Annotated in this window: 21 protein-coding genes; 10 read left to right on the plus strand and 11 right to left on the minus strand. The window is 63.9% G+C overall.

From position 1 onward, the window contains the following. The first annotated feature begins 69 nt into the window (after nt 1-69). Entirely contained in the window at nt 70-786 is a 717-nt protein-coding gene (locus X756_RS149840) for a flagellar biosynthetic protein FliO (RefSeq protein WP_023693371.1), read from the plus strand. 175 nt (nt 787-961) lie between these two features. On the opposite strand, the gene dksA is transcribed toward X756_RS149840, so the two are convergent. Then, complete coding sequence (dksA, locus tag X756_RS149835; RefSeq protein WP_023673491.1) at nt 962-1378, minus strand: RNA polymerase-binding protein DksA; 417 nt, start codon at nt 1376-1378, stop codon at nt 962-964. A gap of 5 nt (nt 1379-1383) precedes the next feature. Further along, nucleotides 1384-1563, minus strand: coding sequence for a hypothetical protein (locus X756_RS1000000168835; protein WP_023696495.1), 180 nt, complete (start codon nt 1561-1563; stop codon nt 1384-1386). Nucleotides 1564-1632: 69 nt separating this feature from the next. Between X756_RS1000000168835 and X756_RS149830 the strand changes: the two genes are divergently transcribed. The 4 genes from X756_RS149830 to X756_RS149815 all read left to right on the plus strand — a co-directional run bounded on the left by X756_RS149830 (nt 1633) and on the right by X756_RS149815 (nt 5396). Beyond that, on the plus strand, nt 1633-2136 hold the full coding sequence (locus tag X756_RS149830; protein ID WP_023730175.1) for a histidine phosphatase family protein: 504 nt from the start codon (nt 1633-1635) through the stop codon (nt 2134-2136). A gap of 86 nt (nt 2137-2222) precedes the next feature. Beyond that, the gene (locus tag X756_RS149825; protein WP_023730176.1) at nt 2223-3701 is read left to right on the plus strand and encodes a YcjX family protein; all 1479 of its coding nucleotides are present in this window, start codon (nt 2223-2225) and stop codon (nt 3699-3701) included. Beyond that, complete coding sequence (locus X756_RS149820) at nt 3698-4765, plus strand: TIGR01620 family protein (protein WP_023730177.1); 1068 nt, start codon at nt 3698-3700, stop codon at nt 4763-4765. The genes X756_RS149825 and X756_RS149820 overlap by 4 nt, the downstream gene beginning before the upstream one ends. An 82-nt stretch (nt 4766-4847) precedes the next feature. Continuing rightward, nucleotides 4848-5396 (plus strand): hypothetical protein, encoded by a 549-nt coding sequence (locus X756_RS149815; RefSeq protein ID WP_023730178.1) that lies wholly within the window; start codon nt 4848-4850, stop codon nt 5394-5396. A 342-nt stretch (nt 5397-5738) separates the two neighbouring features. On the opposite strand, the gene X756_RS149810 is transcribed toward X756_RS149815, so the two are convergent. The 3 genes from X756_RS149810 to X756_RS149800 all read right to left on the minus strand — a co-directional run bounded on the left by X756_RS149810 (nt 5739) and on the right by X756_RS149800 (nt 8447). Then, complete coding sequence (locus X756_RS149810) at nt 5739-6005, minus strand: hypothetical protein (RefSeq protein ID WP_023673496.1); 267 nt, start codon at nt 6003-6005, stop codon at nt 5739-5741. Nucleotides 6006-6188: 183 nt separating this feature from the next. Next, entirely contained in the window at nt 6189-7397 is a 1209-nt protein-coding gene (locus X756_RS149805) for an MFS transporter (protein ID WP_023730179.1), read from the minus strand. A gap of 60 nt (nt 7398-7457) precedes the next feature. Continuing rightward, nucleotides 7458-8447: an AraC family transcriptional regulator gene (locus tag X756_RS149800; protein WP_023730180.1), complete on the minus strand. Its 990-nt coding sequence runs from the start codon at nt 8445-8447 to the stop codon at nt 7458-7460. A 163-nt stretch (nt 8448-8610) separates the two neighbouring features. Between X756_RS149800 and X756_RS149795 the strand changes: the two genes are divergently transcribed. Further along, nucleotides 8611-10458: a monovalent cation:proton antiporter-2 (CPA2) family protein gene (locus X756_RS149795; RefSeq protein WP_023715853.1), complete on the plus strand. Its 1848-nt coding sequence runs from the start codon at nt 8611-8613 to the stop codon at nt 10456-10458. Continuing rightward, nucleotides 10458-11006, plus strand: a complete 549-nt coding sequence (locus X756_RS149790) for a DUF924 family protein (RefSeq protein WP_023730181.1) — start codon at nt 10458-10460, stop codon at nt 11004-11006. The genes X756_RS149795 and X756_RS149790 overlap by 1 nt, the downstream gene beginning before the upstream one ends. Here X756_RS149790 and folK read toward each other — a convergent pair. The 3 genes from folK to folP are packed head-to-tail and all read right to left on the minus strand — an operon-like array spanning nt 11003 to nt 12727. Further along, on the minus strand, nt 11003-11521 hold the full coding sequence (folK, locus tag X756_RS149785; protein WP_023685987.1) for a 2-amino-4-hydroxy-6-hydroxymethyldihydropteridine diphosphokinase: 519 nt from the start codon (nt 11519-11521) through the stop codon (nt 11003-11005). The two genes, X756_RS149790 and folK, sit on opposite strands and share 4 nt — an antisense overlap. After that, on the minus strand, nt 11505-11864 hold the full coding sequence (gene folB, locus X756_RS149780) for a dihydroneopterin aldolase (protein WP_023730182.1): 360 nt from the start codon (nt 11862-11864) through the stop codon (nt 11505-11507). Before folB ends, folK begins: the two co-directional genes overlap by 17 nt. 17 nt (nt 11865-11881) lie before the next feature. After that, nucleotides 11882-12727 (minus strand): dihydropteroate synthase, encoded by an 846-nt coding sequence (gene folP / locus X756_RS149775; protein ID WP_023730183.1) that lies wholly within the window; start codon nt 12725-12727, stop codon nt 11882-11884. Nucleotides 12728-12875: 148 nt separating this feature from the next. Between folP and X756_RS149770 the strand changes: the two genes are divergently transcribed. Further along, nucleotides 12876-13496, plus strand: coding sequence for a DUF922 domain-containing protein (locus X756_RS149770; RefSeq protein ID WP_023728091.1), 621 nt, complete (start codon nt 12876-12878; stop codon nt 13494-13496). A 232-nt stretch (nt 13497-13728) separates the two neighbouring features. Further along, complete coding sequence (locus X756_RS149765) at nt 13729-15213, plus strand: MDR family MFS transporter (protein WP_023730184.1); 1485 nt, start codon at nt 13729-13731, stop codon at nt 15211-15213. Between the two features lie 20 nt (nt 15214-15233). On the opposite strand, the gene X756_RS149760 is transcribed toward X756_RS149765, so the two are convergent. The 3 genes from X756_RS149760 to X756_RS149750 all read right to left on the minus strand — a co-directional run bounded on the left by X756_RS149760 (nt 15234) and on the right by X756_RS149750 (nt 17185). Further along, nucleotides 15234-16265: an NAD(P)/FAD-dependent oxidoreductase gene (locus tag X756_RS149760; RefSeq protein WP_023730185.1), complete on the minus strand. Its 1032-nt coding sequence runs from the start codon at nt 16263-16265 to the stop codon at nt 15234-15236. Between the two features lie 104 nt (nt 16266-16369). Then, nucleotides 16370-16690 (minus strand): 2Fe-2S iron-sulfur cluster-binding protein, encoded by a 321-nt coding sequence (locus X756_RS149755; protein ID WP_023707481.1) that lies wholly within the window; start codon nt 16688-16690, stop codon nt 16370-16372. 156 nt (nt 16691-16846) lie between these two features. Beyond that, complete coding sequence (locus X756_RS149750) at nt 16847-17185, minus strand: Hpt domain-containing protein (protein ID WP_023688665.1); 339 nt, start codon at nt 17183-17185, stop codon at nt 16847-16849. A 313-nt stretch (nt 17186-17498) separates the two neighbouring features. On the opposite strand from X756_RS149750, the gene X756_RS13600 reads away from it, so the two are divergent. Beyond that, nucleotides 17499-23122 (plus strand): kinesin (locus X756_RS13600; RefSeq protein ID WP_023730186.1); only part of this gene is annotated, 5624 nt, incomplete at its 3' end.

Below are 23122 nucleotides of genomic sequence, written 5' to 3' on the forward strand. Positions count from 1 at the left end.
AGGCAACTTGCGGTGGCTGGCCGCAACGGTCTAGTGTCCCTCCACTTCAAAAGCCGATTGGGGGCACCGATGCAGTGGCTGGATAATGTGGCGGGTCCCGGATATGCCGCAGCGCTGCTGTGGACGTTTGCTGCCCTTGTCCTGCTGGTCATCGTGCTCATCATCATCAGGCTGGTCCGCAACCTGACCTTCGGCACCTTCGTTGCCGGCGGCAGGAACCGCAAGACACGGCTGGCGGTCATGGACGCCACGGCGGTCGACAGCCACCGCCGGCTGGTGCTCATCCGTCGCGACGACATCGAACACCTGCTTTTGATCGGCGGCCCGACCGACGTTGTCGTCGAGCGCGATATCAGACTTGCAGCGCCACGCCGTCCGGCATTGACCGGCGATGGCGGTGTTGGCCAGCAGCAACAGGCGCCGCGGCCGCGCGCAGCACAACCCGCTCCCACCGCGCCCGCAAGGCAGGCGCCACCGCCGCAACCGGTAAGGGCTGCTCCAGCCGCCGTTCCGCCGCGCCAGGCCGCACCGGCGCCGAAACCGGCTCAAATCTACCAGGCGAGCAATGTGACACCGCTGCCGGCCTATGGCTCCGCCGCCAATACTGCCCGGCAGGCCCCGCCACCGAAGCATGAGTCCATCGACGATACGCTGATGCGGGAACTCGAGGTCTCGCTCGACGATTCGCACCCCAAACCGGCAAGCAAGCCGGCTGCGAAGGCACCGCAGTCTCTCGACGACGAGATGACCAAGCTGCTCGGCGAACTCGCCAGCCAGAAACGATAAAGCCCGGCGAACCGTCACATCTTGCCGATTCCCGATCGAACGCCGCTTGAGCGTGTCGTCCGTTTCAGCGCGACGCGCTTTAACTTGGGGGCGGACTAAACCCTTCGGCCAAAAACAGAAATGGCCGGGAAACCCGGCCATTTCTGATGAAACAGTCCTGCCTGACGGCAGCGGCTCAATCGTCGCGATAGACCTTCTCGCGGCGTTCGTGGCGCTCCTGCGCTTCGATCGACAAGGTCGCGATCGGACGCGCATCCAGCCGCTTCAGCGCGATCGGCTCGCCGGTTTCCTCGCAATAGCCGTATGTGCCTTCATCGATGCGCTGCAGCGCCGAATCGATCTTTGAAATGAGCTTGCGCTGGCGGTCGCGGGCCCGAAGCTCGATGGCGCGGTCGGTTTCCGAGGAAGCGCGATCGGCGAGATCGGGATGGTTGGCGTTTTCCTGCTGCAGGATTTCGAGGGTTTCGCGCGCTTCGCGCAGTATGTCGGTCTTCCAGGTGACGAGCTTCAGGCGAAAGTAGGATTTCTGCCGTTCGTTCATGAACGGCTCGTCTTCGGAGGGTACGTAATTGGCTGTAACGATATCGTTCATTCGACTCACCCAACAACCCCAAATTTGGCGCCTATATATTCGCGCAGAGAAGGCTGCACAAGCGTAATCCGCGCGCGTTTCACGCAATTGTTAATGCCGCGCGGGCGATCCTCAGCAAAGCCTTCCATAGCAAGGGCGCGGGCGAATTCGCACATGATTCGCTGCGCTTGGGCGTCGCCGCCCATTGTGCCTCAGGCCTTTCTCGTGGCTAATCCAGTTGTGTCATTGGTGGGCAGCACACCATTGGGGGTCCGGTGAGCAGACTGTATCTGTTGAGGCATGCGAAGGCTGGCTGGGCCCTTCCCGGCGTGCGCGACTTCGATCGCCCGCTCGACGCATCCGGCATTGCCGATGCCGAAATGATGGGGACGGCGATGCGTGCCCGCAACTACATCCCCGATATCACGCTCTGCTCCAACGCCAAGCGGGCGCGCCAGACGCTGGAAGGCATCGCCGGCCACACCGATACCGGCCGGGTGCTGTTCTTCGACACGCTCTACAGCGAGGATGCCGCCGGCTACCTCGCCATCATCCGCAGCAATGGCGGCCTCGGCTCGCTGCTGGTCATCGGCCACAATCCGATGACGGAAGACCTTGCCATGGCGGTCTCGGGCGACGGCGACGAGGCTGCTCGGGCCATCATGAACCATGGTTTCCCGACCTCCGGCCTTGCGGTCGTGCGCTTCGACGGCACCCTCACCGAGGCTGCGCAAGGCGCGGGCTACCTCGAAGCCTTCCTGACGCCCGTCGATCTCTGAGCCGAGCCGGCCGAGGCCGGGCGCCATTTCAAACTTGAACCGCAAAGCCTATATCGGGCGCAAGAGCACGCCTGAGAGAACAGATTTTGGCATCATCGCTGACCACTTTCACCGACGAAGCGAGAATTGCCCTGGATACGCTGTCGGGGCGTGCGAGCGGGCTTTTTTCGCCGTCGCTTCGGCTGGGCGTCACCGGCCTGTCCCGGGCCGGCAAGACGGTGTTCATCTCGGCTCTCGTCCACAATCTCATCCATGGCGGGCGCCTGCCGCTGTTCGAGGCGCAGAAGTCGGGACGGATCGCGCGCGCCTTCCTCGAGGAACAGCCGGACGATGCCGTGCCGCGTTTTCAGTACGAGGACCATATCTCCGCCCTGGTCAACGACCGCACCTGGCCGGACTCGACGCGCGCCATTTCGGAACTCAGGCTCACCATCGAATATGAGTCTGCCTCCGGTTGGAACCGGATGTTTTCCAGCGGCCGATTGTCGGTCGACATCGTCGACTACCCCGGCGAATGGCTGCTCGACCTGCCGCTGCTCGGCAAATCCTTCGCAGATTTTTCGCGCGAGGCGTTCGAGATGGCGATGCTGCCGGTGCGGGCCGACCTGTCGCAGGACTGGCGGGCGCTGTCGGCGAGGATCGAACCCAATGCCGACGCCGACGAGATGACGGCGCGGCGCCTCGCCGAGAGTTTTGCCGCCTACCTCAAGGCCTGCAAGCTCGACGAGCGGGCGCTTTCGACCTTGCCGCCCGGCCGTTTCCTGATGCCTGGCGACCTCGAGGGATCGCCGGCGCTGACCTTCGCGCCCTTGCTGCTCAAGGGTGAGAAACGGCCGCGGTCCGGCTCGCTGCAAGCGATGATGGAGCGCCGCTACGAGGCCTACAAGACGCATGTGGTGAAACCGTTCTTCCGCGAACACATCACCCGCCTCGACCGCCAGATCGTGGTGATCGACGCCATGCAGGCGCTGAACGCCGGCCCCGGCGCGATGGCCGACCTGGAACGCGCGGTGACCGAAATCCTCTCCTGTTTCCGTCCTGGCCGAGGCAATTTCCTCACCGACCTGTTTTCACGCCGCATCGACCGCATTCTGGTTGCCGCGACCAAGGCCGACCATTTGCATCACGAAAGCCATGACCGGCTGCAGGCAATCGTGCGGCGGCTTGCCGACCGCGCCGTGGCGCGGGCAAATTTCACCGGCGCCGATGTCGACGTGGTCGCCATGGCGGCGGTGCGCGCGACGCGCGAAGGCACGGTCAAGCAAGGCCGCGAAACCCTGCCGGTGATCATAGGCACGCCGCTGAAGGGCGAGAAGATCAACGGCGAAACCTTTGATGGCAAAGCCGAAACGGCCATATTTCCCGGGGACTTGCCGGAGAAAATTGACGCGGTTTTCGACGTTTCCGAAGCCGACCACCGGCAGAGCAGCGACGATCCGGCGATCCGTTTCGTGCGCTTTCGCCCGCCAAAGCTCGAACGCACCGCTGAAGGCGTCACGCTGTCGCTGCCGCATATCAGGCTCGACCGCGCCTTGCAGTTCCTGATCGGAGACCATCTGGCATGACCGCGCCCCGCAGACCGGCAGCTTTCCGCATCGAGCCGGAGGCCGAACCGAAGCAGGAAACGCGCCGCCCCCATGCCGAGCCGCCGGCACGCAAGTCGCGCACCGTCGTCGTGCCGGCCGAGATCGATGTCTTCGATGAGCCGGACATTGTCGCCGCCGAACCGCCGCCGGCGACCGCACCGCGCAGGCGCTCGCTGTTTTCCAGCCTGTTTTTCGGCGCGGCCGGCGTGCTGGTTTCGCTCGCCGTCGGCCTGTGGACCGACCAGCTCATCCGCGACCTGTTCGAGCGCGCAGAGTGGCTGGGTTGGCTGGCAGCGGCAATGGCCGCAATTGTCGTGTTGGCGCTCGCGGTCGTGCTGGTGCGGGAATTCCTGGCTATTGCCCGGCTGGCCGAGGTCGAAAAACTGCAAAAGCGGGCGCTCGATGCCGTGGCGCGCGACGATCCGAAGGCTGCAAGGGCCGTCGTCGAAGAGCTTTCGGCCTTTGTCGCTGCGAAACCCGAAACCGCGGCCGGCAGGCGCTCCCTGGCCGAATTGCGCGGCGAGATCATCGACGGCGGCAATCTGGTGCGACTGGCCGAGGCCGAGATTCTCGGGCCGCTCGATGCGAGAGCCAAGGTGATGATCCTCGAAGCAGCCAAACGCGTGTCGCTGGTCACCGCCGTCAGCCCCCGCGCACTCGTAGACGTTGCCTATGTCGTGTTCGAGGCCGGGCGCCTGATCCGCCGCTTGTCCGAACTCTACGGCGGCAGGCCGGGCACGCTGGGCTTTTTCCGGCTGGCGCGCAGCGTTCTTGCCCATCTGGCGGTGACCGGCTCGATCGCCGTCGGCGACAGCTTCGTCCAGCAGATCGTCGGCCATGGCCTTGCCGCCCGGCTGTCGGCGAAACTCGGCGAAGGCGTGGTAAACGGCATGATGACGGCGCGTATCGGCATTGCTGCCATGGAGACGGCGCGGCCCCTGCCCTTCATTGCCGGCAGGCGGCCGGGTATGGGCGATTTCCTGTCGGCGCTGACCTCGTTTGCCGCCAAAAAAGAGAATGAAGCACCCGCCTCAAGCAAGTGAACGCCCTCTCGCGGTCACCAAGCATTAACCAATCTTGTTCATGGTCGTCCAACAACAGCCTCCTTGTTGCCGGGTGTCGTCTATGAAAAGCGTAATCTTGTCCTGCGTCCTGCCCCTGGTCGCGCTTGCAGCACCTCTGGGCCCGACCGGGAAAGCCTTTGCAGCCGAGCCCGACAAACAGTTCTTCCGCACCGTCGAAGGCAAATGGGTCGGCCCGGGCGAAATCATCGCCGGCAAATACAAGGGCACGAAGTTCACCTGCAGCTTCGACGGCTCGACGCCGGACAACAAGACCGGCATGACGCTCGATGGCGGCTGCCGCGTCGGTGTCTTCACCCAGAAAATGTCGGCGACCGTCGAGCGCAAGGGCCGCGACTACAAGGGCAATTTCATGGGCGGCGCCGCGGGGTCGGGCCTGGACATCATCGGCGGCAACGTGGTCGATGCCCGCAAAGTCGTCTTCACCATCAACCGCAACCAGCTGCACGGCGTCATGCAGGCCCGCATTCCCGACGACAATTCGATGACGGTGACCATCGCCGTGCGCGTCGACCAGCAGCTGGTGCCGGTCATCGGCATGAGCCTCAAGCGCGTCGACGCCGTCGAAGTCGGCTCCATCGCCAAAAACTGACTCTCAAGCGGTTCCCCGAAAAAAGCGCGGAACGGGGTTGCACTGCGCGATAGCTGAGCTGTTCCGCTCAGCTCGATGTCGGGAAGGACACGCCACCTTGCGGCCAGGTTGGCGCTCCTCAAGCACGGGCCGCTCGGGCGGCACCTTTCTGCCGCGACTGGACATGTGGCGCGCAACCGACGATGTCAGCGTCTCCGATGGCCCAAGCCACAGCAAGGCCAACGTGTCATGGTCCTGTGCGTGCCGGCGGTCCTCCGTGTCAGCGCGATGCGCTTTAAGAACACCAGCAAAAAAGGCGGCGGCTACTCGAGCCACCGCCTTCCTCAATTTCCGAACGAAGAATCAGCCCTTGATGGCGGCCGTCAGCTCGTCATAGGCCTTGCAGGCGTCGGCCGGCGTGGTGGCGCCCTGATATTTGGTCGTCACAGCCTGCACCTTGGCGGTCAGGTCGGCGGCCTTGGTCGGATCCTTGGTGATCGCTTCCTGCAGCGCGGCGGTCATTTCCTGCGCCTTCTTGGCCGCGATTTCCTGCGTGCATTCAGGCGCCTTCGAACAGGCCGATGCGGCAAGCATGGCGACACCCACGCCGACGAGCAAAAACTTCTTCATGTCAGTCATTCTCCTCACGAAGGCAGAACTTGATCGTCGCTGCCTTCCAACGGCCGAAGCCTGGCGTCCCATAGCCGCCGATTGCGGCAAAACGCAACGTGTGCGGCGCATAAACCTGTGCAGCGCTGCTGCAACGGCGCGGACGGCCTGATTGAGGCCGCCCGTGTCAGACGAAGCGAGGTTTCAGCCACGAGGCTGCAGCAGCGCCAGTGCGGCCGTCGCCGCGGCAAGGACGGCGGTTAGGGTCAAAGGCCCCGTAGCACCATAGGTGTCCACGACATAACCGCCGACAACCGCGCCGACGGTGATGGCAACCTGGAAGGAAGTGACCATCAGGCTGCCTGCTGCTTCCAGCGCATCAGGCGCCGCGCGGGACATATTGGTCGGCAGCACCACCGGCGCCATGCCGAAGGCGAAGCCCCACAGCGTAACAAAGCCGAAGGCAACGCCGGTTTGCGCGCCCCAAAGCACCAAAGCGAGTGCCGCAAACGCCATCAACGCGGCGGTAACTGCGAGGGCCATGTGGATGTTGGTGTCGGCCAGGCGGCCACCAGCAATATTGCCGATCACAGCGGCGATGCCGAACCCGAGCAGCGCCAGGGCAATCGGCCCGGTTGTGAGGAGCGTCACCTGTTCGAGGAACGGGCGCACATAGACCGAGCCGGCAAAATGCCCGGTCATCAGCAGAACAATGGCAAGCATGCCGAGTTGGATGCCACGCCGCCGCGTCAGCCGAAAGACGTCTGCAAGGCTGTTGCTTGCCGCCGCAGGCAAGGTCGGCAGGCTGAGAAGCTGTAGCAGCATGGCAAGCGCGGCCAGCCCCGCTGTCATGGCCATGGCGCTGCGCCATCCCAGCCAGTCACTGATCAACGCACCCATCGACGGCGCGGCAATGGTGGCGAGCGAGACGCCGAGGGTCACGATCGCCATGCCGCGACCTGTCGAATTGGCGCCAACCAGCCGCGCCACGACGGCAACGGAAAGTGCCCAGAAAGCGCTAAGAGCGATCCCCAACCCGGCCCGGCCCAGCAACAGCAGCCAGAAATTGGGCGCCAGCGCCGCAAGAATATTGGAACCGACCGCCAGGGCCATGAGGCCAACCAGCACCGCCTTGCGGTTCAATCGACCGATGAGAACATTGCTCAACATGGCCGTCACGGCGCCAACGGAAGCGGTGGCGGTGACGACCTGTCCGGCCGTTCCCTCGCTGATGCCGAGATCGCGCGCCATCGGCGTCAACAGACCTGCCGGCAAGAATTCGGCAGACACCAGGGCAAAGCTGGTGGCCGCCAATGAAAGGACCGCGAACCAGGTGGCCGCGCTCCACGCGGCTGGTGCATCGGCATCAAGGCCAATGGCGGCGTCTTCAAGCTGTAATGTTGTGTCAGTCACGGGAAGATCTCCACAGTTTGGAGATCTTAGATAGGCGAGTCCGCCCGGATGTTATGTACCTTAAAATCCGAAATTCATATCCATTCGTCCGGGAATTGTGCGGCGCACAACGCCTGGCGAGACATTGGTGATGCGCTTGAACGCGCGGGCGAAGGACGCCTCGGAATCATAGCCCAAACGGGTAGCGACTTCGGCAACAGACAAGCCGTTTTGGCCCAGCAATTCGCGGGCAAGCTGCATGCGCAGGCGGGCGAGATAATGTGCGGCGCCCTCACCCAATACCGCGCTGAAGCGCTCGGCGAAAATCGAACGCGATTGGCCTGCCACGCCGGCCAGGCCTCCCAGCGTCCAGTTGTGGCCGGGATCGCGATGCATGGCCGCCAGAGCGCGCCCTATATGGGGGTCGCGGATGGCTGCAAGCCAACCGATGGTCGAGGCGCCGTTGCAATTGACCCAGCAGCGTATGAGCCTGGCTGTCAGCAAATCCGCCATACGCGACAGGATGGTGGCGCTGCCCATCTGCGGTTGCGCGGCCTCCACCGTCATGGCCGCCAGCAAAGGGCCGACCATCGGGTCATTGCCGGCCACGTCGCAACCCTTGATGAGAGGCGGCATCAACGTGATCAACGGATTGAGCGCATAGGAGCCGAGAGACATGGAGCCGCAGAAAAGGGTGCTTGTCGCGCCCGTTCCCTGCCGTATCACTTCGCAAACGTTGCCGCCCAACTTGATCACCTGGCAGCCCTCGAGCGAGTCGCCCACCACGTCCGGCGCACTCGCCAGCCGATGGGCGATGCCTTGCGGCAGCAGCACCAGATCGCCATCGCGCAACTCCTGCCAGCCTTGCGCTTCGGTGTGAATCCAGCATGGACCCTGGCCGACAAAGTGAAAACGAAGCAGTTGTTGTTGCGGAAAGTCTATGCTCCAGGGGTGCCGGAGTTCGCAGCGGCCATAGTTGACGCCACTCAAACGAAAGTCTTGCAGAACTTCGCTGAGCGCATCCATCGGGATATGTGGCAGCGGCGACGGCCGGGACGAATAATCAGGCATTTGTCAGATATAGATACCGGCCGTCCGACAGGCAAGCGCAGACTGTTGTTCCACCGGGGAATCGCTGCCGCGGCACCCTACCCATCCTGGCAGGCTACTTCCCGCCCTTGCCTCCCGCTCCCAGTGCATGCAAGGAGTGCTGTCGGACACAGGGACAAGAGGCATGGCAGCGGAAGCATCGGGCAGCGATCTCATTCAGGTGGTGGCGCTGCTTGCCGCAGGCGTCGTCGCCGTTCCGATCTTCAAACGCATGGGGCTGGGCTCGATCCTCGGCTATCTCGCCGCGGGCGTGGTCATCGGCCCGTTCGGTATTGGCATTTTTTCCGAATCGGAAGCCATCCTGCATGTCGCCGAACTCGGCGTGGTCATGTTCCTGTTCATCATCGGGTTGGAGATGCAGCCGTCGCGGCTATGGGGCCTGCGCCGCGAGATTTTCGGCCTCGGCGCGCTGCAGGTCGGCGTCTGCGCATTGCTGCTTACCGGTGTTGGTCTCGCCGGCGGCTTTCCGATCGCGCAATCCTTCGTTGCCGGCGCCGGCTTCGTCCTGACCTCGACGGCGATCGTCATGCAGCTTCTCGAAGAGCGTGGCGAGATGGCCAGCCCGAAGGGCCAGCGCATCGTGTCCATCCTGCTGCTCGAGGATCTGGCAATCGTGCCGCTTCTGGCGCTGGTCGCCTTCCTGGCGCCGGGCGGCGCCGAGATGACCCTGCAGCAGAGGCTGGCCGAAATCGGCATCGGTCTTGGCGCCATCGTCGGGCTGGTGGTGGCCGGCCGCTATCTGCTCAACCCGTTCTTCCGCATCCTGGCCGACGCCAAGGCGCGCGAAGTCATGACGGCGGCAGCACTTCTGGTCGTGCTGGGGTCGGCGCTGGTTATGCAGCTTTCCGGCCTCTCGATGGCGATGGGCGCCTTCCTGGCCGGCGTGCTGTTGTCGGAATCGACCTTCCGCCACCAGCTGGAGGCCGACGTCGAGCCATTCCGCGGCATCCTGCTTGGCCTGTTCTTCCTCGCCGTCGGCATGTCGCTCGACCTGCATGTGGTGGCCGACAACTGGCGGCTGATCGCCGTCTATGTCGTCGCCTACATGGCGATGAATGCGCTCGGCATCTATCTCGTCGCCCGCATGCTGAAGAGCGGTCATCGTGAAGCGCTGGAACGCGCCGTGATCATGGCGCAAGGCGGCGAATTCGCCTTCGTCCTCTATTCGGCCGCGGCGGCGGTTGGCATCATCGACAGCCGGGCCAACGCAACGCTGACCGCTATCATCATCATCTCCATGGTGCTGACGCCGCTGGCCATCATTGCGCTCAAATATTTGACGCCGCGCGACGAGCAGTCGCTTGAAGGCGTCGACATCGCCGACGGCCTTACCGGCAGCGTGCTGGTCATCGGCTTCGGCCGTTTCGGCCAGATCGCGAGCCAGCCGCTTTTGTTGCGCGGCATCGATGTGTCGATCATCGACAATGATGTCGAAATGATACAGGCGGCCGCCGATTTCGGCTTCAAGGTCTACTATGGCGACGGCACGCGGCTCGACATTCTGCGCGCCGCAGGTGCAGGCCGCGCGCGCGCCGTGCTGATCTGCGTCGACAAGCCGGACGCCACGGTGCGCATGGCGGAACTGATCAAGGCGGAGTTCCCGTTGCTGACTGTCCTGGCGCGTGCCTTCGATCGCGGCACCGCCCTGTCGCTCATCCGCGCCGGGGTCGACTTCCAGCTGCGCGAGACCTTCGAATCGGCCCTCGTCTTCGGCGGTTCCGCGCTCGAGGTTTTGGGCGTCGAGCCGGAAGATGTCGCCGATGTCATCGAGGATGTGCGACGGCGCGACAATGCCCGACTGGAGACGCAGCTGGCCGAAGGCGTCCGCGCCGGGCAACGTTTCCTCAGGGGCAATACCGGCACGCCGATCCCGACGCCGCTGACGCAACCGCGCCGGCCCGGCCAGGCGCTGAACGAAGAGACGGCCGGCGTGCTGCACAAGCCCGAGCCCGCCGATCAGGGGGAAAGCTGATGACCGCATCGGATGAGCGCGCGCTCGCCGTCACCAAATTCTGGCGCGAGGCCGGCGAAGACGCGTGGTTCGAGAAGAACGACGTCTTCGACGCGGATTTCCGCAGCAGGTTTCTCGACCTGCACTTTGCCGCCGGGCGGCGCGAGTGCGACGCATGGTCGGAGCATGCCGAGGGTTCGCTGGCGCTGATGATCCTGCTCGACCAGTTTCCGCGCAACTGCTTTCGCGGCTCAGGCCATATGTACGCCACCGATCCGCTGGCACGGCACTTTGCCGCCAAGGCGATTGCGGCCGGCCATGACCTTTCGCTGGAAGAAAACCTGCGCGTCTTCCTGTACCTGCCCTACGAACATTCGGAACTGCCCGCCGACCAGGACAGATCGGTCGAGCTCACCACCGCCAGGGCGCCGGAGTATGTGAAATACGCCATCGAGCACCGCGACATCATCCAGCGCTTCGGCCGCTTTCCGCACAGGAACAAGATGCTTGGCCGCGAGACGACGGCGGACGAACAGGCATTTCTCGATGGCGGCGGCTTCTCCGGTTAACCCAGCCACCAATCGCGGCCGGAAGCCAGCCGCTCTATGCCTGACGTATCGACGGCGCTGAGCCGCTCGGTCACGCTCCTGCCGCCCACCGCCAGATCCGGCGCGATCTCTGCCAAGGGCGCCAGCACGAAGGCGCGCTCCACCATTCGGGGATGCGGCACCTCCAGCCCGGTTTCGTGGATTGTGCGGTCGCCGAACACCAATATGTCGATGTCGATCAGGCGCGGACCCCAGCGCTCCTCGCGCACCCGCTTCAGCTTGCGCTCGGCCTCGAGGCAGAGGTCGAGCAGCGCCCTTGGCGCCAGCGAGGTCGAGATTTCGGCAGCGGCGTTGAGGAAATCCGGCTGGTCGAGCTTGCCCCAGGGCGGCGTGCGGTAAAGTGAGGAGACGGCGACGACGCGCGTGCTCTCGTCGGCGTCGAGCAGGCGCAGCGCCGCCGCCATCGAGGCCGAGGGATCGCCGAGATTGCCGCCAAGGCTGAGATAGACCGTGTTATTGTTACTCTGGCCAGACAACGGTCACCTCGACATAATCGAGCACGCCGGGCACCGGTGCGTTGGGCTTGCGCACGGTGATCTCGGCCTTCCTGATCTGCGGGAACCGTGAAGTCAGCGCCTTCGCCACTTCGAGCGCCAGCGCCTCGATCAGGAAGCGGCGATGTCCAGTGACGATCTTTTCAATCACCGTGAAGGCGATGCCGTAATTGACGGTGTCCTCGATGGAATCATCCACCAGCGGGCGGCTGGGCTCGACCGTCAACTCGGCATCGACATAAAAACGCTGGCCAAGCGCCTCTTCCTCATCCAGCACGCCGTGCCGGGCAAAGAAGGCGCAGTTCTTCATGCGGATGACGTACATTTCTTAGTGTCCTGGGCTCAGCGTCCTGGCTTTTCGCGCGCCAGCATAGCATCGGCGACTGCCAGTGCGTCCACGTTGATTGCGACATCGTGGACGCGAAACAGATCGGCGCCCTTCAGCCTCAGAATGACACTGGTGGCTGCCGTCCCGGCGGCGCGCGCGCCGGCTTCGCGGCCGGTGACGGTGCCGATGAAGCGTTTTCTGGAGGTGCCGGCCATCAAGGGAAAACCGAGCTCCTTAAGCTCGGAAAACCGCGCCATCAGGTCGAGGTTTTCCTCAGCCGTCTCCTTGGCGAAGCCGAAGCCGGCATCGAGTACGATATGATCGTCCGCAACGCCGCTGCGCCTGGCGACTTCCAGCGAAGCCTTGAGGAACAAAAACTGGTCGGCGATGACGTCGGGCAGTTTTTGCCGCCCGCGCCCGGTATGCATGATGACCAGTCCGGCGCCGGTCTCGGCGGCGACGCGGGCGATGCCGGGTTCACGCTGCAAGCCCCAGACATCGTTGACGATATGCGCGCCGGCGGCGACGGCGAGGCGCGCGGTTTCCTCGCGATAGGTGTCGACCGAAATCAGGGCTTCGCCTGAACCGGCGAGCGCGGCGATGACCGGCAGGATGCGGGCCTGCTCTTCTTCAGGCGTCACGGGCGAGGCGCCGGGGCGCGTCGATTCCCCGCCGATATCGACGACGGCGGCGCCTTCTTCCACCATGCGGTGCGCCTGCGCCACCGCCTGGTCAGGCGTGATGAACAGTCCGCCATCCGAAAAACTGTCGGGCGTGACGTTGAGAATGCCGACCACAATGGCTTTCTCGCCAAGGTCGAGATGGCACTTATGCGCCAGTTGCCATCGCCTTGTCGTCATTGTCCTTCAACCATGTGTCTCATTGGCATGTGGCTCATTGGCATGTGGCTCATCGAGCGCTTGCAATCCATCAACGATGCGTGATCGGTGGAAGATCAATTCCGTTGCGCCGGCAACGGCCGTAAAGCAAGGTGAGTGAAGAGGCAACATGATGAAACGACCCCTGCTCTGCGCCCTGATGCTGGCTTTGACCGTCCTGCCGGCGAATGCTGCCAATCTGGTGAAGACCTACAGCTATTTTGCCATCGGCGGCAGCACGCTCGATGACATCGAGACGCAATTGTCGAAGCATGGACCCGAGGTGAAAAGCACCGGGATGCGGCATCCAGGCGCCACCCAGATGGCGTTCACCACCCGCATCAGCTACGCGCAAACCGCAGACACCTGCCGCATCGCCAAGGCCGCCGTTACCGTCAAGGTCAAGGTCATCCTTCCGGAGTGGCGCAGGCCGCGCAAGGCCGATCCCGATGTCAGGCTGTTCTGGGACACGCTGTCGGCCGACATCAAGCGCCATGAGGAGCGTCATGTCGAGATCGCCAAGAACCACGGCCGTCTGCTCGAAGACGCGCTGAACGCGAGCTTTGCGCAAAAGACCTGCGCCGGGGCCAAGGCGAAGGCGGCGCAGATCACCGCGGCCGAACTCGCCAGGCATGACCAGGACCAATTGCGCTTCGACCGCGTGGAAGGCGTGAATTTCGAAAGCCGCATCCTGCGGCTGCTGCGCTACCGCATGCAGCGCGTCGAGAACGGCCAGCTTCCGCCCGGCTGAAACACGGACCGATACAAGCCAATTCTGCCGAAACATGAGGCCAGCCCCAGAAAATTTTCGGGCATAGGTCGAAATCGGCCTATACGGGACGACATATGTCAGGCTCGCAAGATATGTCAGGCTGGCAAGGCGCGAGCTTCGAAACACCAGATCAAGACCAATTGAGGCGGCGCGTAGCGGAGCGGCCATTTGGCGCCGCGCAATCGCTCTCAAACTTTATGGATGAACTGATATGGACCAAGCTGTCGACAAGCCGGCTAGGCTGCCTCCCGCCGCGCCGCTTACGGAAAGCGAGAAGAACGTCATCATCGCCGGCATCCTGCTGTCAATGCTGCTGGCGGCGCTTGACCAGACAATCGTCGCGCCGGCCATGCCGACCATCGGCCGTTCGCTCGGCCATGCCGACTACCTGCCGTGGATCGTGACCGGCTATCTCCTGACGGCGACGGCCATGGCGCCGCTCTACGGCAAGATTTCCGACGTCTATGGCCGCCGGCCGACCGTCTATGCGGCGATCCTGATCTTCCTTCTGGGATCGCTGGTCAGCGCCATGGCCCCCAACATGTTCGTGTTGGTTGTCGGCCGGGCGATCCAGGGTGCGGGCGGCGGCGGCCTGTTCGCCCTGGCGCAGATCGTCATCGGCGACCTGGTGCCGCCGCGCGAACGCGCGCGTTATGCCGCCTGGATTTCGGGCACCTGGGCGGTCGCCAGCATCGCCGGGCCTTTGCTCGGCGGCGGATTTGCCGAACATCTGCATTGGTCGCTGATCTTCTGGATCAATATCCCGCTCGGCATCTTGGCCATGGCCATCATCAACAAGCCGCTGCGCAAACTGCCGGTCGCCGCAAAGCGGCATCGCATCGACGCGCCGGGCGCGCTGCTTCTGGTGGTGGCGACGGCATTGCTGCTTTTGGCCCTCAACTGGGGCGGCAGCGCCTATCCATGGGCCTCGCGCGAGATCGTCGGCCTGCTGGCCTGTTCGGCGGTCTTCTGGGGTGCGTTCGCGCTCAGGCTGATGCGTGCGGCCGAGCCGCTGATTTCGCTTGAAGTGCTGAGCAATCCGATCGTGCTTGCCGGCACGGCGTCGATGTTCCTGCTGCAGGCCGCCAATATCGGCCTGTCGGTGTACCTGCCGGTCTATCTGCAGTCGATCATCGGCCTGTCGGTCAGCCAGTCGGGCCTTGCCATGCTCGGCCTGCTGCTCGGAACGGTCGCCGGCGCGACGTTCAGCGGCCGCACGATACCGCGCTTCTTCCACTACAAGCGCATCGCCATGGTCGGCGTTCTCTTCGCCATTGTCTGTCTTGGCGTGCTCAGCCTGGTCGCTGGCCGCGCCTCGCTGCTGGTGGTCGAGCTCTTGACCATCTGCATCGGCCTTGGAAGCGGCACCACTTTCCCGGTCGCCACCGTATCGGTGCAGAACGCCGTCGACCGCGCGCATCTCGGCGTTGCCACCGGCGTGCTGACCTTCCTGCGTTCGCTGGGCAGCGCGCTCGGCGTCGCCATGCTCGGCGCCGTCGCGCTCGGCTATGGCCTGCCGCTTGCCGGCGAAGGCGCGCCGGCTGCCGGACAGATCGTCTCGGCGACGCCCTTCATGATGATCTTCCTTGCCGCGGCCGTCACGCTCGTGCTGGCGCTGATGACGCTGGCGCTGATGCCGGAGAAGTCACTGCGCGGCCGCGACGACGCCGAGGCGCCAGTCGTTCTGGTGGAGTGATCCGGAAAGCCCTGTAGGACCTACTCCACGACGCCGAGCTTCTTCTGCAGGCTGGTCGACGACGTCGTGTACTGGAAGATGATGCGCTCACCGGGGCTGATGATGCGCTTGGCGGCCTGCGCCATCAGCGCCACCTCGTGAAAACCCGACAGGATCAGCTTCAGCTTGCCTGGGTACCAGTTGATGTCGCCGACGGCAAAGATGCCTGGCACCGAAGTCTGGAATTTCTCGGTATCGACCGGAATGAGGTTCTCATGAAGGTTGAGCCCCCATTCGGCGATCGGGCCGAGCTTCATGGTCAGGCCGAAGAACGGCAGCATGCGCGTGCACGGCACCTCGATGTCGCCGTCAGGCCCGCCCTTGATGGTAGCAGAGGCCAGCTCGCCGTCGGCGCCGGTCAGGCCGCTCACCTGGCCGACCCGGAACTCCAGCTGCTTCATCTCCTGCATGGCATACATCTTGTTGACGCTGTCGGGCGCCGCCCTGAATTCCGCGCGCCGGTGGACCAGTGTCACGCTTTTTGCCACCGGCTGCAGGTTCAGCGTCCAGTCGAGTGCGGAATCGCCGCCGCCGACGATGACGAGGTCGTGGCCGCGGAATTCCTCCATACGGCGCACCGAATAGAAGACGCTCCTGCCCTCATAGGCCTCGATGCCGGGAATGGGCGGCCGTTTGGGCTGGAACGAGCCGCCACCGGCGGCGATCACCACCACCTTGGCTTCGAACACCTCGTTCTCGTCGGTGGTGACCCGAAATGAGCCGTCGTCCAGCTTTTCCAGGCTGGAGACCATGCGGTTGAAGGTAAAATCCGGCTTGAACGGGTGAATTTGCTCGAGCAGTTTGTCGACCAGCCCTTGCGCCGAGATCGAGGGCCAGCCTGGAATGTCGTAGATCGGCTTTTCCGGATAGAGTTCGGCGCATTGGCCGCCGGGCCGGTCGAGGATATCGATCAGATGGCACTTCATGTCGAAGAGGCCGAGTTCGAACACGGCGAACAGGCCGACCGGCCCCGCCCCGACAATGAGTGCGTCCGTCTTGATTATATCGGTCATGCCAGGCGAGCCTCATTGTCAAACTGGGGCGAAACTGGCGCGAGACTGCATGAGCATTGGCCCGCTGCCAAGCGGCGGCGGGAAAAATCAGATGCTACGGGAGATCAACCCTGGCGAGCCGGCACGCGCACGACGAGGCCGTCAAGCGCGTCGCGCACCTTGATCTGGCAGGACAGGCGCGAGTTCGGCTGGACGTCATAGGCGAAGTCCAGCATGTCCTCTTCCATCGCCTCCGGCTCGCCGACCTCGGCCGTCCAGGCTTCGTCGACATAGACATGGCAGGTCGCGCAGGCGCAGGCGCCGCCGCATTCTGCCTCGATGCCCGGCACCGCGTTGCGGATCGCATTCTCCATGACGGTCGAGCCGTTTTCGGCCTCGACATCGAAAGGAGTGCCGTCATGGGCAATGAAGGTCAGCTTGGTCATTTGTCACCTGAAGGGAGTCCCAGCCGAGATAATCACTCCGCCGGACAAGTCAACTGCCGCGCGAAAGCGCCGCTTTGTGACGTTTTTTCGGAAAGCGGCCAAAGCACGCCCTGGCCCCGTCGATTCATCCCGGTGGCCGCTGCCGAGCGGCAGCCATTACCGGCTGATGGCGGCGATGAAATCGCGCACTTCCTCGATCAGGGTGCCGAGGCGCTTGAGGATGCGCGCATCTTCCGGCTGCTGTTCGATCGAGGTGGCGCAGTCGGCGATGGCAAAGGCGCCGACCCCGCGCGCCGAACCTTTCAGCCCATGCGCCAGAAGCAGTCGCTCCCTGACATCGGCATCGACTATTCTGTCGCGGACGGAAAGCGCCTGCTGTACGAACAGCGCCAATACCTCCTGTTCGAGGGCGCGATCGCCCATAGTCTGACGGGCCAGATGGGCCAGATCCACTGGGCGCGAACGGGCCGGTCCCGACGCATCGCCGCCCGGCATTGAGAAGGCAATGCCGCTTTCACCGCGTACCAATTTGAAACTCCTTGTGCCGATCGCCGAAAAAACTAGGCGATTTTCGTCGCCAACGCGTTAATGAATGGGCTGGAAAATTGTTGCCGCTGAGGCGGTTAGATCACGTTGTCGTTAACCTTATATTTAAAGTTTTACGTATCTCGCGGAATGCATGTTTTCTTTACCCCTGTGTGTCATTACGATACGAAGGTCCATTTTCAGCCTCCTGCGTGGGATAAGACGAGCCAGAATCAGGCAAAAATAAGAAGTCCCTCGGCAGCTAGTACAGGGTAGCGAAGGCATGGCGAAGAAACCAACGACGACCAGAACTCTCGACAGCGACGTAGCCAGGGAACTCGAAAAGGCACTAGACCTCGATCTCAGCGGAGACGGCAGCGGCGATCTCGATATCGCGGCGTCGATGGAAGATCTGGAAGCGCAGATATCGCAGGCCGCGGACGAACTGGCGCGCGAAGGCCGCCCCCAGAAGCCCGCCCCCGCTCAAAACGCGCCCGTCCAACAAAACCAGAGTGCGAAGCCGGCAGCCAAGCCCGCCGAGCTGCGCCCGGTCGAATCGCGCAACAGCGCCCAGCCAGCCGGCTTCAAGCCGGCAAACGATGACCGCCAAAAAGATTACAAGACGCTGCTGCACAGCCTCAACCGGCGCGCGTCGAGCACGATCTATTGGGTCGTGGCGTTCGTGTCGCTGGCCTGGATCGCCGGCGCCGGCGGCCTCGCCAATCTGCTGTTTGGCCCCAGCATCTGGAAAATTCGTACTTTCGATCAAATCCTGGCCCGCCCTGAACTGATCGGCCTGGCGATCGCGGCAATCATACCGGTCGTCCTGTTTTGGGCCTTCGCGGCGATGATCCGCCGCGCGCAGGAAATGCGCATTGCCGCCCAGTCGATGACGGAAGTGGCTTTCCGTCTGGCGGAGCCGGAAAACCTCGCCCAGGATCGCGTGATGATGATCGGCCAGGCCGTTCGCCGTGAAGTGGCGGCGATGGGCGAAGGCATCGAGCGCACGCTGGCGCGCGCCGTCGAGCTCGAAACGCTGGTCCACAGCGAGGTCAACCAGATCGAACGCTCCTATTCGGAGAATGAATCGCGCATCCGGTCGCTGGTCGACGGGCTGGGCAGCGAGCGCGAAGCCGTCGTCACTCATGCCGAGCGCGTGCGCGCCTCGATCACCGGCGCGCATGAAACGCTGAAGGACGAGATCGGCGCCGCCTCCGACATTATTCGCGACTCTATCCTCAACGCGTCGACCAAGCTGTCGATGACGATCACCAATTCCGGCGACACGCTGATCGACCGCATCAATGAAAGCTCGATGTCGATCTTCGATTCCGTCGAAACCCGGCTGGATTCAATCACCGACAGGCTGTCGACATCGGGCGAAGCCTTTGCTTCGCTGCTCGACACCCGCATCGCCAAGCTGACGGACACCACAGACGGCCTGACCCGGTCGCTGACCGACCTGCTCGACGACCGCACCACCGGTATGGTGTCGCTGCTCGGCGGCGCCGCCCGCACCCTGAGCTCGGAATTCGAGTCCAGCCTGAACGGCATCGAGCGGACGCTGGCCGAGCGCGGCCAGGCGCTGATCAGCGAATTCCAGACCCGCGCCGAAGCACTCGATACCGGCACGCAGAAGCTCAACGCCGCGCTCGAGGCGCGCGCCCGCCAGATCAACGAAACGCTGGTCGAGCGCGCCCGCGAGATCGCCCACACCTTTGCCGAGAGCAAGGATCATTTGTCGGCCATGATCGATCAGGGCAAGACCCAGATCGGCGCCGACATGGCCGACATCGTCTCGTCGACCTCGTCGATGCTCGAAGCCCGCGCCAGCGATTTCGCCGGCCGGATGGAAGCCGCCCGCCATGTCGTGTCGCGCTCATTCGACACCGACATCCAGCGTCTTGCCGATGCCCGTGTCGGCATCGAGGACGCCGTCGAAAACCACAGCCGCAAGCTGTCCGAAAGCCGCGAACGCATGGCGGCTGCCATGCAGGCGGACTTGGCGAAGTTCGCCGAGGGCCGTGCCGGCATCGATGCGGCCGTAACGAACCAGGTGCAGAAGCTGGCCGAAGGCCGCAACCTGATCTCGCGCGCCCTGGAAGAGGATCTGCGCAAGGTCAACGAGTCGCGCGCCGCCATCGACGCGTCGCTGGGCAGCCATCTCGAGCGGCTTGAAGAAGGCCGCAACCGGCTCAACCAGGCTTTGCATGAAGACTCCGGAAAACTTGTGCAAGCCCGTACGATCATTGACGAAATGGTCGCCGGGCATGTCGGTAAGCTGGCCGAAGGCCGCAACATTCTGTCGCGCGCCCTGGAAGCCGATCTCGGCAAGCTCGCCGACAGCCGCGCCTCGATTGACGGGCTGGTCGCCGGCCAGGTTGAAAAGATCGCCGAAGGCCGCGCCATCCTGACCAAGGCGCTCGAAAACGACATTATCGGCATCAAGGGCGTGATCGAGAACCACTCTGCGAAACTGGCCGAGGATCGCACCGAACTCAGCAAGGCGCTGGAGAACGACCTGTCCGGCATCAGAGGCCTGCTCTCCGACCATTCGAGCCGGCTTGCCGACGATCGTGGCCTGTTGTCACAGACGCTCGAGGCCGACCTCGCCAAGCTCGCCGAGAGCCGGTCGAGCATCGACGGGCTGGTCGCCGGCCAGGTCGAGAAGCTGGCCGAGGGCCGCGATATCCTCAAGCGCGCGCTCGAAGCCGACCTCAACACCATCAAGGGCGCCATCGCGGGTCATTCCGACAAGGTGGCGGAAGAGCGCGGTCAGCTTTCCAAGGCACTGGAGGCCGATCTGCAGAATGTGAACAGCCTGATCGCCGACCACTCGAACCGGCTTGTTCAGGATCGTTCGACGCTATCCCAGGCGCTTAAGGATGACCTTCAGAATGTGAACAGCCTGATCACCGACCACTCGAGCCGGCTTGTCCAGGATCGTTCGACGCTATCCCAGGCGCTTCAGGACGATTTGCACAATGTCAGCGGCATCATGGCCGATCATCAAAACAGGCTCGTCCAGGACCGTTCGGCGCTCTCAAAGGCACTGGAAGACGACATCGCCAAGCTGGCGGAGAGCCGCTCCAACATCGATGGGCTGGTCGCCGGACAGGTCGAGAAGCTCGCCGAGGGCCGAGACATCCTCACACGGGCGCTCGAAGCCGATCTCAATGCGATCAGGAGCGCCATTGCCGACCAGTCGCAGAAGCTGAGCGAAAACCGTGGCGAGTTCGCACGGGTGCTGGAAGCGGATTTGGAAAATGTCAACAGCCTGATCGAGGGTCACAGCGACAAGCTCGTCCGGGATCGCGCGACGCTGTCGAAGGCTCTCGAGGACGACCTCGCCAAGCTGGCCGAGAGCCGGTCGAGCATCGACGGACTGGTCGCAGGCCAGGTCGAGAAGCTGGCCGAGGGCCGAGACATCCTGAAACGTGCGCTGGAAGCCGACCTGCAGAAGCTGTCGGCAAGCCGCGGTGAGGTCGACGACATCATCGCCGGCCATGTCGGCAAGTTGGCCGAAGGCCGCAACATGTTGACCCAGGCGCTGGAAGACGATCTGGCAAAGCTCGCCGACATACGTAAGGATGTCGACCGCTCGCTGTCGGGCCATATCGACCAGATTGCCGGCAGAAGCACCGATATCTCGGCGGCAATCGCTGCCGATGTCGAGAAGATCGAGCAGGCCTTCAGCAAGCAGACCGGCATCATCGAAGAGCGCGCCGGAACCATGGAGCGCGCGTTGTCGGTGGGTGTCGACAATGTCCGCAGCGTGCTCGAAAAGAGCGCCGTCTTCGTTGCCGGCGCGCTGCGCGAGAAGGTGATGGAAGTCACCAGCGCGCTGCACGAACAGGCCGGTGCTGCCTTCAGTGACGCCGACCGCAAGATCGCCGAGCGTGCCGAGCAGACCTCGGCCGCCCTTTTGGCCCGGGCCGAGGACATCGCCCGCACCTTCGAGGACGCGGATCGCCGTCTGCACGCACGTGCCGAGGACACATCGAGCGCCCTGCTTGCTCGCGCCGAGGATACGACGAATGCCTTGCTTGCTCGCGCCGAAGACACAACGAGCGTGCTGCTTGCCCGGCATGACGAGACGTCGAACTCGCTGCTCGCCCGCGCCGAAGAAACGGCCGGACGGCTGGCTGCCCGCGCCGGCGAGATCGCCGGCACGTTCGACGCCGCCGACCAGAAGCTGGTCGCCCGCGCGGTCGAGACGGCGCAGTCGCTGGCCGACCGCGCCGGCGACATCCTGCGTAACTTCGAGGGCGCCGACCAGCGGCTGAGCATGCGCATCGGCGAATCCGCCGAAGCGCTGGCCGCCCGCGCCTCGGACCTTGGCCGCATCTTCGACGCCGCCGACCAGCAACTGATCTCGCGCATTGCCGAGGGTTCGGACGCGCTGTCGGCACGCGCCACCGAGATCAGCCGCATCTTCGACGAGGCCGATCACCGCCTGGTGTCGCGCATCGCCGACTCCACGTCGACAATCGGCGAGCATGCCGACAACATCGTCGGTGCCTTCGCCAGCACCGAGCAGCGTGTTGCCGAACGCGCACGCCAGACCGGCCAGGAACTTGCCGTCCACGCCCGCGAGATGGAGCAGGCTCTTGCCGGCGCCGACGAGCGGCTGGCCGCGAGCGTTGCGTCCGCAGCTTCGCGCGTCGAGGAACAGGTCGCCAGCGTCGAGAACCGCCTTCTTTATACGACGGAGACGATGGGCCAGAAGCTCAACGAGCAGGTTTCCAGCGCAGAAGCTCAGCTGATCTCGCGCGCCAACACGATTGCGGAGACTTTTACCGCGGTCGGCCAGCACATCGGCCAAAGCACCAACGACGCTGCCAAGACAATCGGCACCAATACCCGCGAGCTCAACACGATGCTGGCGGCGCGTTCGGCCGAGATGGCGAAGATCCTGGACGAAACCGCGCGGCCGCTGGTCGAGCGCTTCGCCCAGGGCGGCTCGGAACTGCAAAAGAGCATGGAAGAGGTCACCGAACGCGCGACCGAGAAGCTGCGCAGCGAAAATGCCGCCCTCGTCAACGCGCTCGCCAGCCGCACCGCCGAAACGCTGTCGGCCGTCGAAGGCGCACGCTCGTCGCTCGCCGATAGCGTCGCCGACCTCATCGGCCGCATGAGCGTCTCCAGCTCGCAGCTTGGTGAGCTGATCGAACAGGCGGCGATCAACCTCGGCCAGGTTGACGAACGTCTGAGCGGCAGCACGCAAAGCTTCGCGGCAACCACCGAAAAGGCCGCGCAGACCTTCGCCAGCTCGGCACGCCTGGTCGATTCGAACACGACGCGGCTTACCGAACTGTCGTCGTCGACCCTGCGCGAAGTGGCCTCGATCGCCACCAAGTTCGACGAGCACAGCCGCTTGCTGTCCTCGGCTTCGGATCTGTTGAGCTCGGCGCAGAGCAATCTGGAGCACACGCTTGAGCGGCAATCGTCGCTCGAAGATCTCGCCGTCGGCTTGGTCAAGAAGTCGGAAGACCTCGAGAAGGTGATGCGTTCGTTCGAAAACCTTGTCGGCCAGACGATGCAGAATGCCGAAGGCAAGACGCTGGCATCAGCCGACAAGATCCGCATCGCCATAACGGAAGTGGTCGATTCGGCAACCAGCCGGTTCGCCGATGCGACCGAGGAGATGCGGCGCACCGCAAGCTCGATCAAGAGCGAGCTCGACCTCACCCGCGCCGAGCTCAAGAAGGGCGTCATCGAAATGCCGGAAGAGGCCAAGGAATCGACCTCGGCGATCCGCCGTGCCGTTGCCGAGCAGATCAACGCGCTCAAGGAACTTTCGGATATCGTTGCGAAATCGGGACGTGGCGGCGACAATGCCGAACCGCGCGCCCTGCGCCCGGCGCCTCAGGCGCCAGTGCAGCGCCCGGCCGAGCCGGTACGCCG

The sequence above is a fragment of the Mesorhizobium sp. LNJC405B00 genome (assembly GCF_000502615.1).
Classification (GTDB): Bacteria; Pseudomonadota; Alphaproteobacteria; order Rhizobiales; family Rhizobiaceae; genus Mesorhizobium.

Coding starts and splice junctions, on each gene's coding strand:
- X756_RS149840 (WP_023693371.1), top strand. CDS start 70: ATGCAGTGGCTGGATAATGTGGCGGGTCCCGGATATGCCGCAGCGCTG.
- dksA (WP_023673491.1), bottom strand. CDS start 1,378: ATGAACGATATCGTTACAGCCAATTACGTACCCTCCGAAGACGAGCCG.
- X756_RS1000000168835 (WP_023696495.1), bottom strand. CDS start 1,563: ATGGGCGGCGACGCCCAAGCGCAGCGAATCATGTGCGAATTCGCCCGC.
- X756_RS149820 (WP_023730177.1), top strand. CDS start 3,698: ATGACCGCGCCCCGCAGACCGGCAGCTTTCCGCATCGAGCCGGAGGCC.
- X756_RS149815 (WP_023730178.1), top strand. CDS start 4,848: ATGAAAAGCGTAATCTTGTCCTGCGTCCTGCCCCTGGTCGCGCTTGCA.
- X756_RS149810 (WP_023673496.1), bottom strand. CDS start 6,005: ATGAAGAAGTTTTTGCTCGTCGGCGTGGGTGTCGCCATGCTTGCCGCA.
- X756_RS149800 (WP_023730180.1), bottom strand. CDS start 8,447: ATGCCTGATTATTCGTCCCGGCCGTCGCCGCTGCCACATATCCCGATG.
- X756_RS149795 (WP_023715853.1), top strand. CDS start 8,611: ATGGCAGCGGAAGCATCGGGCAGCGATCTCATTCAGGTGGTGGCGCTG.
- X756_RS149790 (WP_023730181.1), top strand. CDS start 10,458: ATGACCGCATCGGATGAGCGCGCGCTCGCCGTCACCAAATTCTGGCGC.
- folB (WP_023730182.1), bottom strand. CDS start 11,864: ATGTACGTCATCCGCATGAAGAACTGCGCCTTCTTTGCCCGGCACGGC.
- folP (WP_023730183.1), bottom strand. CDS start 12,727: ATGACGACAAGGCGATGGCAACTGGCGCATAAGTGCCATCTCGACCTT.
- X756_RS149770 (WP_023728091.1), top strand. CDS start 12,876: ATGATGAAACGACCCCTGCTCTGCGCCCTGATGCTGGCTTTGACCGTC.
- X756_RS149765 (WP_023730184.1), top strand. CDS start 13,729: ATGGACCAAGCTGTCGACAAGCCGGCTAGGCTGCCTCCCGCCGCGCCG.
- X756_RS149760 (WP_023730185.1), bottom strand. CDS start 16,265: ATGACCGATATAATCAAGACGGACGCACTCATTGTCGGGGCGGGGCCG.
- X756_RS149755 (WP_023707481.1), bottom strand. CDS start 16,690: ATGACCAAGCTGACCTTCATTGCCCATGACGGCACTCCTTTCGATGTC.
- X756_RS149750 (WP_023688665.1), bottom strand. CDS start 17,185: ATGCCGGGCGGCGATGCGTCGGGACCGGCCCGTTCGCGCCCAGTGGAT.